The sequence below is a fragment of the Actinoplanes sp. NPDC023936 genome, from assembly GCF_040639325.1.
Classification (GTDB): Bacteria; Actinomycetota; Actinomycetes; order Mycobacteriales; family Micromonosporaceae; genus Actinoplanes.
In genome coordinates this window covers 90,293-103,358 of the sequence record NZ_JBEZZR010000032.1, presented here as the reverse complement: position 1 = coordinate 103,358, position 13,066 = coordinate 90,293, and the positions used below count along the sequence as shown (strand labels likewise).

Annotated in this window: 12 protein-coding genes; 7 read left to right on the top strand and 5 right to left on the bottom strand. The window is 73.3% G+C overall.

Annotation, left to right across the window (positions count from 1 at the left end; all coding sequences use genetic code 11):
* From AB0F72_RS31675 to AB0F72_RS31655, 5 genes are all read left to right on the top strand, one after another.
* A partial coding sequence (locus AB0F72_RS31675) for a hypothetical protein (protein ID WP_360438900.1) occupies positions 1 to 189 on the top strand: 189 nt, incomplete at its 5' end.
* Between the two features lie 320 nt (positions 190 to 509).
* Positions 510 to 968 carry a hypothetical protein gene (locus AB0F72_RS31670; protein WP_360438897.1) on the top strand — a complete coding sequence of 153 codons (459 nt, stop codon included), beginning with the start codon at positions 510 to 512 and terminating at the stop codon, positions 966 to 968.
* 21 nt (positions 969 to 989) lie between these two features.
* Positions 990 to 1,625: a hypothetical protein gene (locus tag AB0F72_RS31665; protein ID WP_360438894.1), complete on the top strand. Its 636-nt coding sequence runs from the start codon at positions 990 to 992 to the stop codon at positions 1,623 to 1,625.
* Between the two features lie 15 nt (positions 1,626 to 1,640).
* Complete coding sequence (locus tag AB0F72_RS31660) at positions 1,641 to 1,772, top strand: hypothetical protein (RefSeq protein ID WP_360438891.1); 132 nt, start codon at positions 1,641 to 1,643, stop codon at positions 1,770 to 1,772.
* A 68-nt stretch (positions 1,773 to 1,840) separates the two neighbouring features.
* Entirely contained in the window at positions 1,841 to 5,569 is a 3,729-nt protein-coding gene (locus AB0F72_RS31655) for a hypothetical protein (RefSeq protein ID WP_360438888.1), read from the top strand.
* 45 nt (positions 5,570 to 5,614) lie between these two features.
* On the opposite strand, the gene AB0F72_RS31650 is transcribed toward AB0F72_RS31655, so the two are convergent.
* The 4 genes from AB0F72_RS31650 to AB0F72_RS31635 are packed head-to-tail and all read right to left on the bottom strand — an operon-like array spanning position 5,615 to position 9,144.
* Positions 5,615 to 6,220, bottom strand: coding sequence for a response regulator transcription factor (locus tag AB0F72_RS31650; RefSeq protein WP_360438885.1), 606 nt, complete (start codon positions 6,218 to 6,220; stop codon positions 5,615 to 5,617).
* Positions 6,217 to 7,431: a histidine kinase gene (locus AB0F72_RS31645; protein ID WP_360438882.1), complete on the bottom strand. Its 1,215-nt coding sequence runs from the start codon at positions 7,429 to 7,431 to the stop codon at positions 6,217 to 6,219. Before AB0F72_RS31645 ends, AB0F72_RS31650 begins: the two co-directional genes overlap by 4 nt.
* Before the next feature lie 10 nt (positions 7,432 to 7,441).
* Positions 7,442 to 8,221, bottom strand: a complete 780-nt coding sequence (locus AB0F72_RS31640; RefSeq protein ID WP_360438879.1) for an ABC transporter permease — start codon at positions 8,219 to 8,221, stop codon at positions 7,442 to 7,444.
* A complete protein-coding gene (locus AB0F72_RS31635; protein WP_360438876.1) occupies positions 8,218 to 9,144 on the bottom strand; it encodes an ABC transporter ATP-binding protein in 927 nt (308 codons plus the stop codon). The genes AB0F72_RS31640 and AB0F72_RS31635 overlap by 4 nt, the downstream gene beginning before the upstream one ends.
* A gap of 117 nt (positions 9,145 to 9,261) precedes the next feature.
* Between AB0F72_RS31635 and AB0F72_RS31630 the strand changes: the two genes are divergently transcribed.
* On the top strand, positions 9,262 to 9,966 hold the full coding sequence (locus AB0F72_RS31630; RefSeq protein ID WP_360438873.1) for an HAD family hydrolase: 705 nt from the start codon (positions 9,262 to 9,264) through the stop codon (positions 9,964 to 9,966).
* Positions 9,967 to 10,058: 92 nt separating this feature from the next.
* Positions 10,059 to 12,350 carry a tetratricopeptide repeat protein gene (locus AB0F72_RS31625; RefSeq protein ID WP_360438870.1) on the top strand — a complete coding sequence of 764 codons (2,292 nt, stop codon included), beginning with the start codon at positions 10,059 to 10,061 and terminating at the stop codon, positions 12,348 to 12,350.
* A 96-nt stretch (positions 12,351 to 12,446) separates the two neighbouring features.
* Here the strand turns inward: AB0F72_RS31625 and AB0F72_RS31620 are convergent, their stop codons facing one another.
* Positions 12,447 to 13,046 carry a TetR family transcriptional regulator gene (locus AB0F72_RS31620; protein WP_360438867.1) on the bottom strand — a complete coding sequence of 200 codons (600 nt, stop codon included), beginning with the start codon at positions 13,044 to 13,046 and terminating at the stop codon, positions 12,447 to 12,449.
* Between the last annotated feature and the right edge of the window lie 20 nt (positions 13,047 to 13,066).

Below are 13,066 nucleotides of genomic sequence, written 5' to 3'. Positions count from 1 at the left end.
GCCAACACCGCAGCCACCACCACCGACGAAGCCGTCGACCAGGCCGTCGCCCTCGGCGCCACCGCCACCGTCGCCGGCCTCACCACGGTCAAGGAAAGCATCGAGAAACTCTCCCAACAGGTCCACGGCACGATCGACATCGCCAACGACACCATCAGCCAGGCCCGAGCCGTCGCCGAAGGCACTTGAAGGGGTAGCGGCGGGGGCAGCACAGGGCCGCCCGCACGTTCTCCGCGAAAACCCAAGCGCCTGACCAAGAAGGAGCGACGAAGGAGAGCGGCAGCGCGACGCGTCGCTGAGCAACAGCACGCCAAAGCACCGCCACGCCGATACTTGACTCCGACTGCGATCGGAGCAATGGGAGCGACGACAGCGGTCGCCTGGTCGCCGTGGCAGGAATTCATGCCGGTGCCGGTGAAAGCGGTAGCCGGTGTGGTGATTGCTGCGATCGCTGCCGTCGCTGCGATCCGATCTTTCGTCGATGAGCTGCGGAACAACCGAAAGGACTGATGGTGGGAAAGATTGACTTCAGTGTGGAGCCGCTCGTACGCGAGGCGCTTGGAGCGGTTGTCGGCAAGGACCTCGCCCGCCTGCAACAAGCTCTGGGCGCGTTCACCAGCGATGAGGCCGCTATTCACGGTCTGAACCTCGCTACCGCGGTGTCGCTCTATGTCCTGTACGACCTCAACGAAGGCGTCCGGTCGACCAACGAGGAGCTCGCAGAGATCGCAGGAGAGGTTGCGACCGCTGAAAAGTGGGTCGGCCCAGCCGAGGACGAGGTCAACAAGTACCTTCAGGCAGCTCACTCCGGAACGCGAGTCGATCAGATCCTGCCGATGGAACGCGTGATCATCCTTGCTTACGTCATCGCGGCCAATCTCCTTGCCTCGTACTGCGATGAGGGCGAGCACTGGTGGGATTTCCTCGATCGTGCTGAGGCCGCGATCGAAGCCACGCCGGAGCGGTGATGTTCGTGATGCGAGGTCGTCATGAGATGGCCTGAATACGCTGAACTCGCGCGGCGGCTCGCCGATGCGCGCAGCCAGGAAGAGGCGAGGTCTGCGCAGGTCCGACAGCGTGCCGTCACCGGCCGGGCCGAGGTCGACAAGCTCAAGCGGCGGCTGAACGTTCAAGGGGAACACCTCCTCGGTCTGGCGCAGCGGTTACGGGAGCCGCATCCGTCGTTCGGCGGCGCGGCGCGGACTGGACTGAACGACGTAGATGAAGCACTTCGGCGTGCCTGGGACGCGGTGAACCAGGCTGACGCTGAGGCCCGGAAGGCCGAGGAACGCGGCATGCGGCCTGCCCTCCTCCCGACGATGTCGCCAGTAGGCCGTAATGCGCTGGTCTACTCCGTCGCGGCGTTCTGCACGTGGCTGGTTGCCTGTGGTCTGTTCATCCTCGCTCCGGCCGACGGGGCTTCGATAGGAACGTTGCTGTGGTCGGTGTGCGGCCTGCCCGCCATCGCGTATTTCGCCGCCTACATCGTCATCTCGGTGTTCGGTCGGCCGCGTGCGCAGGCGCTGGGCGACGTCGACCATTCCGCGCGGCTAGGCGGGCTGATCTGCTTCGGCGGGAGTTTCCTCGCCTGGATTCTCGTTCTGGCGGTGACGGCGCTGATTTGAGCCGCCGTCTACGATATGGACATTTCGCTGCATCGCTGTGAAACTAACAGCCCGCGCTGGCATGTTCACGCGCTTCCGAAGCTCGCCGACGAGACCATCCGCGACCTCAACATCGACACGCTCGCGAAGGCGATCCGCCGCGCCTGAATCACCGCCACACGCGCCCGGAGGCCACCGGAGAACACATTCTTGCGGGGGTGCGCGAAACTATCGCCGTGAGCAGCGCGCCATCGATGTACCCGTGTCCCCACTGCGGCACGGCCGCCTCCGCCAAGAGCGGCTGTCCCGGCTGCGGCCGGGGGCCGGATGCGGACGCCCTCGAGGTGATGCGGCTCGACGGTGAGCTGGCGGACATGAATCAGCAGCTCGACGCGGCCATGGCCACGGTCACGACGCTGCAGCGCCGGATCACCGACACGACGGTGCAGCGCAACGCGGTCGCCTTCCGCGTCACGAGCGCGGTAGCCTCCGAGAAATCGCGGGAAACGGCGAAAAATCGGACAAGCGACGCGAGCGCTGTGCCTACCGTGAGCGCCGCCGGCTCAGCGGGCACGGCGCCCGCCGGCGCGGTCGGTCGCACGACTCCGGAACCCCGTCTCACCACGCTGACCGTCCAGAATGTCCTCTTCATCCTCGGTGGCCTCCTCCTGATGGTCGCCGCCGCCGTCTTCACCGCTGTCGCCTGGGCCCAGGTCGGCGTCACCGGCCGCGCCGCGATCCTGGCCGCCGCGACCGCCGCCGTCCTGGCGGTGCCCCCGTTCGCGGTGCGGCGCGGCCTGACGGCCGCCGCCGAGACGCTCGCCGCGGTGGGTCTGCTGATGATCCTGCTGGACGGCTACGCGGCCTGGGCGGTCGACTTTCTCGGGGTCCGGGACCACGACCCGCTCCGGTACGCGTCCGCCGTCTGCGCCATCACCGCGGTGACAGCGTTCGCCTATGCCCGGCTGACCAAGCTCCGCGGCCCGACGATCTCCGCGCTGCTCGTGGCGCAGCCGATCCTGCCGCTGCTGGCCCTCTCCGCCGAGGCGACGCTGACCGGCTGGTCAGTCACGCTGAGCGGGGTGACCGCGCTGAACCTGGCAGTCGTCCACCGCCGCCGCTACTCCCCCACCGGCATCGGCATGGTCGCCTACCTGTGCGCCTACGCCGCCGGCATCGTCGCCGCGCTGATCGCGATCGCCGCGCTGGCCGCCGCGGAGTCGGGAACCGCAGCGGCCGCGGCCGGTGGCGCGCTGGTGCTGGTCACGGCGCTGGCCACGGCCGCCGCGACGCTCTCCGGGCATCGCGAGGCGCAGACCATCACCGCCGGACTGCTCACCCTCGCGGTGGCGGTCGCGGCGGGCGGCTGGTCACTGTGGGTGCCGGACGGCACGCCGACGTCAATTGCGGAGGGTACGGTCGTCCTGCGCCTCTCCATCGTGGCGTTCCTGGTCGCCGCCGTGGTCGCGGGGATCGGGCGCCTCCTTCCGGACGCGGTCGCCCGGGGTCCCCGCGCAGCGGGGCTGCTCGTCGCGGCGGTGCCGGGCCTGGGCGTGACGGGCGCGGCGGTCCGGGCCGCGGCGGACAGCGCGGAGGCGGCGCTGCCCCTGCTGGCCGCGCCACTGGACCGGGCCGTGTCCGGGCCCGGCCGGGAGACGCTGGTGGCGGCGGTCGCGGTGCTCTGCGCGTACGCAATCGTGCCCCCGGCCCGGCTCCGCACGGACCTGGCGCTGACCGCCCTGGCCGCAATGGCGCTGCTGGCGCCGCCGGCGTTCGGGCTGCCCTGGTGGACCGCCCCGATCGTGGATCTGGCCGTCGCCACGGGCGCGCTGGCCCTGGCCGCCAGCCGCACGCGCCCGCCGGCCCTGCGGCTCACGGTGGCCGCTCTGCTCACCGGGCATGCGCTGGTCGTGAGCCGGGGCGACGCGGGGGTGAGCGCGGCAGCGTGCGCGGTGGTCGCGCTGGTCGGTGCGGCGACCGCCTATCGGGTACGGTCCAATCCGCTCCGCTCCGGCCTCGGCGCCTGGTCGGCGACCGTCAGCCTGCTGGCCGTCCCGCCCGCGGTCTGGCTGACCCTCCTGGCCGCCGGCACCCCGGTCACCTGGCAGGTCCGCGCCGAACTGGCCGTGGCCACGGTGTTCGTCGCCGCGGTGCTCGTCACGGCGGTCCGCGGAGTCCGGTGGTACCGGCCGCAGATCCTCGGCGTGACACTGCTGCTCACCGCGGTGCTGCCGGTGATCGCACATGCCGGCTCGGACGCGCCGTCGCTGTACGCGGCGGCGTCCCTGCTCCTGATCGCCGCGGCGGTCCCGGATCGCCCGGCCCTCACGCCCGGCGCGGCCGCGGCCGGCGACGGGGCTGTCGCGGGCGCCGTGCTCGCCGCTGTTCTGCCGGTGCTCGCGCTGCTCTATGCGACCGGGCCCGACCTCGCCGTCGTGTTCGTGGAGCAGTACCGGGCGCTCGGCTCCTTCTGGTCCGGTACCGCTCCGGCGACCCCCGTGACCACCTGGACCTCGGTGATCGCGCTGCTGATCACCGCCGGGGCGGCCGGGCTGGCCGCCTACCGCCGCGCGTCCGGGCCGGCCGCCCACCGCCGCACGCCGACGGCTGGGCCGGCTGCCTACCGCCGCACACCGGCGTCCCGGCTGTGGGCGGCCGCCGGGGCCGCGGCGCCCGTCATCGCGATCGTCCTCCCGCTCGCCGTCGCGGCGTCCGCGGGGCCGTGGCCGTCGGTGCCCCTGGCCGGCCTCGTCACCGGGCTTGCCGGGCTCGTCGCGCTGGCGATCCGGCCGTCGCCGGCCACGCTGCTGAACGCGCAACCCGCCTCCCCACCGGTCGTCACGGTCTCCGCCGGTCACGAGGGCGCGCCCATCTCCACCGGTCACGGGGCCGAGCCCATCTCCACCGGTCACGGGGCCGAGCCCGCCTCCACCGGTCACGGGGCCGAGCCCGCCGCCACCGGCCACGGGGGCGCGTTCGTCTCCGCCGGCCACGGGGGCGCGTTCGTCTCCGCCGGCCACGCGGCCGCGCTCGTCTTCGCCGCGCTGGGACTTGCCGGGCTGGCCGGCACCACACCGGTGGCGGGGGCGATGCTCGCGGCGTTCGCGCTGGTCACCGTGGCTGCCGCGGCCATCGGAGCGGGCGGGCGCGACGAGCTCGTCCGGGTCGCCGGCTGGATCTGCGGCACGACGTCGGTGGTCGTCGTCGCGTACACGGCAAGCGAGATCGCCGGTCTCGACGCCGGCGGCGCGGCGCTCAGCGTGCTCGCCGCCGCGGCCGTCGCCGCACTCTGCGAAGCCGTCCTGGCCGCGCGCCGCCCCCGGGAAGCGCCCGCCGCCGCCGCGGTCGCGCACGCCTCCGCCCTGGTCGCCCTGCTGATCGCCGGGACACCGGGACGCGCCGCTCTGATCGCCACGCTCTGGTCGGTGGTGCTCGGGCTGCGCGCGCTGCGGCCCGGCAACCGGTTCGGCCATCTGCTGGCCGCCGGCGGAACCGTCCTGCTCGGCTGGTGGCTGTTCCTGGCATCCCGCGACGTCGGTGTCGTCGAGGTCTACACGCTGCCGGCGGCGGTCCTCGCCCTCGGCGCCGGCTGGCTGGCCCGCCGGCGCCGGCCGGAACTGCCGTCGTGGACCGCGTACGGCCCGGCCCTCGCCGCCGGGTTCCTGCCCACGCTCGCGCTGATCGGCGGGGACGGCACGCAGTACCCGCGCCGCCTCCTGCTCGGCATCGCCGCCGTGGCCGTGGTGCTGGTGGGCGCCCGGTTCCGGTTGCAGGCGCCGGTGGTGACCGGTGGCGTGATGCTGGTGCTGACGGCGCTGCACGAGGTGGTGCAGATCTGGGATCTGCTGCCCCGGTGGGTGCCGCTCGCGGTCGGCGGCCTGCTGCTGGTGGGCATCGCCACCACGATGGAACAACGCCGCCGGGACGTGGCCCGGGTGCGTGACGCGGTGGGGCGCTTGGGGTAACCGCGGGAGGCGGCGGGCTCCAGCGCGATGCGGCGACCGGGTCTCTTAGATCCAGCCTCGTTTGCGGGCGGTGCGGGCTGCCTCGTGACGGTTCGCGGCGCCCAGCTTGCCGGCCGCCGCCGACAGGTAGTTGCGGACCGTACCCGGGGACAGCGACGCCCGCCGGGCGATCTCCTCGATCGGCGCGCCCTCGGCGGCCAGTTGCAGGACGTCGGCCTCGCGGGCGGTCAGCGGGCTGTCGCCGGCGCTGATCGCCTCGGCCGCCAGTTGCGGGTCCACGTAACGGCCACCGCCGTGGACGGTGCGGACCACCATCGCCAGGTCGGCGGAGGACACCGTCTTCGGCAGGAAACCGCGCACTCCGGCGGCCAGGGCCTGTTTGAGGTGGCCGGGACGGCCGTGACTGGTAACGATCATCGTGCGGCACTCCGGGACCTCGGTACGCAGTCGATCGGCGACCGTCACCCCGTCCAGGTCGGGCATCTGCAGGTCGACGACGGCCACGTCCGGTCGCAGGGCTCGGGCTGCCGCGATCGCCTCGGCGCCGGTGGCGGCCTGACCGACGACGATCAGGTCGTCCTCGAGGGCGAGGAGCGCGGCCAGGGCGCCCCGGATCAGGTGCTCGTCGTCGGCGAGCAGAATCCGGATCACGCCATCCCCTCCACCCGTCGTTCCGCGTCCGATGACGGCACCGGCTCCGCGTCCGACGACGGCACGGGCTCCGCGGACGGCAGGCGCACCACCACCCGGAAACGGTCCGGCGTCACCGAGCCGGCCTCGACCGTACCCCCGGCCTCCCGCACCCGCTCCGCCAGCCCGGTCAGTCCGTTGCCGGCCGTCGCCGCCACCCCGCCCGCGCCGTCGTTGGTCATCGTCAGCGCCACCTCGCCGGCCGACCGGTCCAGCTCGATGACGCATTCGGTGGCGCGGCTGTGGCGCAGCACGTTCGTCGTCGCCTCCCGGATCGCCCAGCCCAGCGTGCTCCGGGCCCGCGGCCCCAGCCCGTCACTGTCGCCGATCACCCGGCAGGCGATGCCGGCCGCGCCGAGCAGCGAGCGGGCGCCGGCCAGTTCCTCGTCGAGCCGCGCGGTGCGCAGGCCGCTCACCACGGCGCGCAGCTCGGCGAGCGAGTCCTGGGCGATGCGGCGCACCTCCAGCATCTCCGCCACCGCCTCCGGACGCCCGCGTTTGCCGAGCTGGGCGGCGAGTTCGGCCTTCAGGGCGACGACCGAGAGGGTACGGCCGGCGACGTCGTGCAGATCACGGGCGAACCGCAGCCGCTCCTCCGCGACGGCGAGTTCCGCCCGCACGTGCTGGGCGTCGTCGAGCTGCCAGATCACGTCGATCGTCCACACCGTGAACCGCTCGGTGGCCAGCAGGAACAGCGGGATCAGGAACAGCGCCAGGTACGGCCCGAACGCGCCCGCGTCCGCGTAGATGCCCGGTCCGGCCGCCACCAGCCAGCCGAGCAGCGCGATCGTGGTGACGGACCGCGTGGGGAGCAGCGGATCCAGCGCCACCAGCAGGGACGCGAGCAGCACCATCGTGACGAACGCCCACGAGCCGTCGGTGAGGTCGCTGACCGGGACGGCCGCCGCCACGGCCGCCACGGTCAGCAGGACGGCGGCCACCAGGCGGACGCGGGGTTTCGGGCCCCGGCCCAGGCGGTGGTCGATGGACTGGTGCAGCAGCACGGCCGCGGCCAGGCCCTGCGCGGCGGCCAGTCCACCGGCGAGCACCGCGAGCCCGCCGGCCGTCGCGTCGAGCTCCCCGACCACGCCGAGCGGCACCGCGGCGAACAGGACGTAGAGCGAACCTCGCATGGTCAGGTCGACGCGGGCGGGGCGGGACCTCGGCATCATGACTGTCAACCTATCGGCGGGGTTCCCACCGGAAACTCCGGCGCACCGCGATCAGCAGGGCCGCGATCCAGGCGACCAGGATCGCCGCGGGCAGCAGGGCGTCGCCGAGCACCGCGGCGAACCCGAGCGGCGCCGCCTCGCCGGTGGTGCCGAGCCAGCCGAGCCGCATCAGGTCCACGACCGGGCTGAGCGGCATCGCCCGCAGCACCGCGGACACCACGCCGGGCGCGTCGTCGAGCACCGGGTAGAGCATCGAGCCGATCAGGCAGCCGAGCAGCACCGGCATCGTGGTGACCTGGGCCGACTCGGCGGTCTTGGTGAACACCGCGGACACCGCCGCGAGCAGCACGAACACCACCACACCGCCGGCCACACCGAGCAGCAGCAGCGGCAGGTTCACCGGGACGGGCAGGCCCAGCAGGATCGCGCCGGCCCCGGCGAACACGACCATCTGCGCGGTCGCGACGACCACCATCGGCGCGGCTATCCCGGTGAGGATCGCGGCGTCGCTGAGCTCGCCGGCGCGCAGCCGCTTCAGCACCAGCTCCTCGCGGCGCGACACGTACGTGGCGACCAGGTTGTAGTAGACGGCCGCGAGCAGCACGTAGCCGAGCAGCGACGTGACGACCAGGGCGGCCGCCGACGCGCCGCCGGAGTCGGTGATGCCGGAGGTGGAGACCGCCGCCGCGATGATCAGGGGGACGGCCAGCGCGCTGAACATGGCGCTGCGGTTGCGGCCGAACAGCTTCAGCTCGGCGAGGCCGACGGAACGGACCCGGACGGTGTTCATGCGCGTGCTCCTTCGCCGGCCACGGCCAGGAATGCCTCTTCCAGGGATGCCGGGCGGGCCTCCAGGCCGTCCAGCTCGACGTCGTGACGACGCGCCCAGCCGAGCAGCTCGGTCAGCGTGGTCTGCAACGTGTCGGTCCGCAGTGTCACGGGACCGTGCTCCGCCCGTACCCTCGGAAGGTCTTCTCGCAATCCCGGCAGCGCCGGCAGACCCACGCCCGCGGGCAGCGCGAACGTGATCCGCGCTGGGTGGGCGGCCACCACCTCGCCGGTCGAGCCGGCCGTCACCACGACGCCCTCGTGCATGATCGCCAGCCGGTCGGCGAGCTCCTGCGCCTCGTTCAAGTAGTGCGTGGTCAGCAGCACGGTGACCCCGTCGGCGAGCAGCGCGCGCACCATCTCCCAGGTGTCGCGCCGGCTCTCCGGATCGAGGCCGGTGGTCGGCTCGTCGAGCAGCAGCACCTCGGGACGGCCCAGCACCGCGAGCGCGAGGTCGAGACGCCGCCGCTCGCCGCCGGAGAGCTGCCGCACCCGGACCCGCTCCCGGCGCCGCAGGTTCACCATCGCGAGAACCTCGGTGACCGGGCGCGGATCGGTGAGCGTCCCGGCCCACATCGCCGCCGACTCGGACACTGTCAGGTCCGGCGGCAGCCCGCCTTCCTGCAACATGATCCCCAGGCGTGGGCGGAGGACCTTTCTTTCCCGGTACGGGTCATGGCCCAGCACCCGGACGTTCCCGGCGTCCGGCCGCCCGAATCCGGCGACCAGGTCCATGGTGGTCGTCTTGCCGGCGCCGTTCGTGCCGAGCAGCGCGAACAGCTCGCCGCGCCGCACCTCGAAGGAGACTCCCCGGACCGCCTCGAAGCCGCCGTATCGCCGCCGCGCTCCGCTGACCTCGACGGCCCCCGATGTCGTTGTCGTCATGCCTTTGAGTCTCGGGGCGCTCCCGCGGTCCCGGCAGTGCGCCGCTTCACGACTTGCGATGACAGATGTCATGCGCGCGGGCCGCGAAATGTAACGCCGGCCTGCAACACTTCCGCAATGACGACGCGTGTGGCCATGTGGTCCGGGCCGCGGAACATCTCGACCGCGATGATGCGCAGCTTCGGCTCCCGGCCGGACACGGTCGCCGTCGACGAGCCGCTCTACGCCTACTACCTGGCCGCGACCGGGATCGATCACCCCGGCCGGACGGCGATCCTGGCCAGCCAGCCGCAGCGGTGGCAGGACGTGGCCGCGGAGCTGACCGGTCCGCTGCCGGGCGCCCCGGCCGTGCACTACCAGAAGCACATGACCCACCACCTGCTGCCCGAGGTGGGCCGGGAGTGGCTGGGCGTGCTCACCCACGCGTTCCTGATCCGCGACCCGGCGCACGTGGTCGCCTCCTACGCGAAGGTGCGCGGCGAACCCACCCTCGACGACCTCGGCTACCCGCAGCAGCGCGAGCTCTTCCGCGCGTTCGGCGGCCCGGTCGTCGACGCGGCCGACGTGCTGCGCGACCCGGCGGCGACGCTGCGCCGGCTCTGCGACGCGCTCGGCATCGGCTTCGACACGGCGATGCTGGCGTGGGCGCCGGGCCCGCGGCCGGAGGATGGGGTGTGGGCGCCGCACTGGTACGCGGCGGTCGAGCGGTCGACCGGATTCGCCGCCCACGATCCGTCCCCGGTGGAGGTGCCGGAGCGGCTGGTCCCGCTGGTGGAGGCGGCGCAGCCGTTCTACGACGAGCTGGCCGCCCACCGCCTCTGACCCTGCGGAGGCGAGCGCGCCGGGCGGCCCGGCTCTACGCTTCCTCCAGGGGTGTTCGGCGCCGCCGCCGAACAGGCAGGAGGACGCCGAACATGACGGTAGATCCCGCCACCGTGGACACCCTGGAAGCGTTCCACCGATGCTGCGACCAGCTGCGCGGGCAGCGCTCCTACGCCGACCTGCGCCGGGCCGCCCACCCCGAGCCGCTGCCGCCGGCCACCCTCAGCAACCTGCTGAACGGGCCGTCGATCCCGACCAGGGTCACCGTCGTCACCTTCCTCACCGCGTGCGGCGTGCACGGGGCCGCGCAGGCTCCCTGGCTGGCGGCGTGGGAGCGGGCACGCAGCGGGCCGCGCCCGCGGGCGAACCGGAGCATCCTGGTGCGCAAGGCCCGGCCGCGCCTGCTCGGCGTGCTCGCCGCGATCCGGGTCGGCGGCGCCGAGGGCGAGCTGCCGCCGTACGTGCCCCGGGACTTCGACGCCGACCTGCGGACCGCGATCACCGCGGCCGGCTCCGGCGGGTTCGTGCTGCTGATCGGCGGTTCGTCGACGGGCAAGACGCGGGCGCTGTTCGAGGCGGTGCGGGCCGTCTTCCCCGACTGGTGGCTGCTCCACCCCACGGACGCCGAGCAGCTCCGGGCGTACGCCGCCGACCCGGCCGAGCGGACGCTGATCTGGCTCGACGAGCTGCAGACCTATCTGCAGAATCCCGACGGGCTCTCCGCCGGCACCACCCGCGAACTGATCACCGACGGCGCCGCGCTGGTGGCGACGATGTGGCCGGGCGAGTACCACATGCGCACGGCCCGGCCCGAGGACCGCAAACCCGACGTGTACGCCGCCGACCGCAACCTGCTCCAGCTCGCCCAGGTGATCCAGGTGCCGGACGCGTTCAGCCCGGCCGAACGCCGCCGGGGCGAAGCCCTCGCCGGCACCGACCAGCGCATCCGGATCGCGCTCGACACGGCCGACGCCGGTTTCACCCAGGTGCTCGCCGCGGGACCGCAGCTCATCCAGCGCTGGGAGAACGCGCCCGAGGCCGAGTGCTACGGCAAGGCGGTCATCACGGCCGCGCTCGACGCCCGCCGCGTCGGGTTCCGCCACCCGGTCACCCGCGAGTTCCTGGAGGCGGCCGCCCCCGCGTATCTGACGCCGGCCCAGCAGGCCTCGGCGCCCGGCGACTGGCTCGACCGGGCGCTCACCTACGCCACCACGCCGCTGAGCGGAGCGGCCGCCTGCCTGACCCCGGCGGCCGCGGGCATGGGCGTGCTCGCCGGCTACCAGAGCGCCGAGTTCCTGTTCCAGCACGCGGCCCGGGTCTGCCGGGCGGTCGACCTGCCGGAGGCCGCCTGGCAGGCCGTGGTGGACCACCACCATCGGGCCGACACCACCCGGATCGCGTTCCACGCCGATCGCCGGGGACAGGTCGGGCGGGCGCTGATGCTCAACCGGACCGCGGCCGCCGGCAACGACACGCTGGCGATGCGCCAGCTCGCCGATCTGCTGCGGGAGCAGAACAGCGCGCCGGAGGCGGAGCTGTGGCTGCGCCAGGCCGTGGATCTCGGCGACCGGCACGCGATGGTCGACCTGGCCGACCTGCTGACTGCCGACGGCGACCTGGACGAGGCGCAGAGCCTGTTCCTGCGGGCGCTCGAGGAGGATCACAGCGACGCCTGGACGACCGGTTACTACGGCGTGTGGCTGTCCGGGCTGGGCCGGACCGAGGAGGCGATCACGTGGCTGACCCGGGCCGCCCACCTCGACGACGCCACGTCGGCCTGCAACCTCGGATTCATCCTGGCACGGGAGGGCCGGACCGAGGAGGCCGAGACGTGGGCGCGCCGGGCAGCCGCGGACGGCCACATCGGAGCGCTGGACAACCTCGCCAAGCAGTTCAAGGAGCGCGGCGATCCGGAGCAGAGCCTGGCGTTCTCCCGCCGGGCGGCGGAGCTGACCTATGCCAGGATCGAGTCGGCCCTCTTCCCGCAGAAGTGGCGCGGGGAGTCCGGCGATCTGGGGGCCTCGAACGCGATGCTGCGGTACGCCGAGGCCCTGCTGCACGCCGGCGCCCTCGACGACGCCGCGATCTGGCTGGAACGCGGGGCCGGCCTCGGTGACGGGCGGGCGGCCCGCCGGCTCGCGGATCTCCACCAGATGCGCGGCGATCCCGCGGCGGCGCAGCGGTGGGCGGCGCGCGCGGCCCACCTGTCCGCGGAAAATTTGCGCCGCCGGGCGAACCGGCTCCGGATGAACTACGGCGACGAGGGCGTGCTCGTGCACGTCGAGATCATCCGGGCGTACGCCCGGGTCCTGGAGGACAGCCAGGATCGTGCCGGCGCCACCCGGTGGCGCACCCTGGCCGCGAGCCTTGCGACGGGCGGCTAGGACCAGCGGCTCAGCGTGCCGCCCGAGTGGCGCCGGCGACGTGATCAACGGGCCGGCCGGCTGGTAGCCGGCGGGTGACCGCGCAGGCCATGAGCATCATCGGTTCGGATCGTCAGTCGTCGACGGCGGCGTTTGAGCTGTGGCCAGTGCCCGGAAGGCTGGGCGGAGCAGTTCGATGATGCGGTCGGGCGACGCGTCCGCGAGCCCGCTGAACTGGAGGAGCCAACGCTCGATGATGACGCCGTGGACGATCGCGCTGAGCAGGCTGGCGCGGAGGTCGGCGTCGTCGGCGGGGATCGAGGCGGTGATCTGGTTGAGCTGGGGGCCGGCTGCGGCTCGATACCGATCGGCGGCGTCGCCGTGGGTGAGCATGGACCGCAGGACGGCCAGCGAGGCGACCGGTTCGCTGGCCAGGCGGCTGGCCAGCGAGTCGAGGAGGGCCTCCACCGTCTCTTCGGCGCTGCCGTGGGGCAGGTCGCCGGCCGGGACTTCGGCGGCGCGGGAGAAGAGTGCGTCCTTGGTGCCGAAGTAGTGCATGACGAGGCCGGCGTCGACGCCGGCGGCCTTGGCTACGGCCCGGATGGTGGTGCGGTCATAGCCGAGCCTGGCGAACATCTCGCGAGCCGCGGCGAGGATGTTGTCTTCGGTCTGGCGGCGTTGCTGCGCTCTGGTCCACCGCGGCCTGGGATCGGTCACCTGTTCATTCTACGGTTGTT

Bases quoted from the DNA above. Each gene is read 5' to 3' on its own strand.
- AB0F72_RS31670 (WP_360438897.1), top strand. From the start codon at position 510: ATGGTGGGAAAGATTGACTTCAGTGTGGAGCCGCTCGTACGCGAGGCG.
- AB0F72_RS31665 (WP_360438894.1), top strand. From the start codon at position 990: ATGAGATGGCCTGAATACGCTGAACTCGCGCGGCGGCTCGCCGATGCG.
- AB0F72_RS31660 (WP_360438891.1), top strand. From the start codon at position 1,641: ATGGACATTTCGCTGCATCGCTGTGAAACTAACAGCCCGCGCTGGCAT.
- AB0F72_RS31645 (WP_360438882.1), bottom strand. From the start codon at position 7,431: ATGATGCCGAGGTCCCGCCCCGCCCGCGTCGACCTGACCATGCGAGGT.
- AB0F72_RS31640 (WP_360438879.1), bottom strand. From the start codon at position 8,221: ATGAACACCGTCCGGGTCCGTTCCGTCGGCCTCGCCGAGCTGAAGCTG.
- AB0F72_RS31635 (WP_360438876.1), bottom strand. From the start codon at position 9,144: ATGACGACAACGACATCGGGGGCCGTCGAGGTCAGCGGAGCGCGGCGG.
- AB0F72_RS31630 (WP_360438873.1), top strand. From the start codon at position 9,262: ATGACGACGCGTGTGGCCATGTGGTCCGGGCCGCGGAACATCTCGACC.
- AB0F72_RS31625 (WP_360438870.1), top strand. From the start codon at position 10,059: ATGACGGTAGATCCCGCCACCGTGGACACCCTGGAAGCGTTCCACCGA.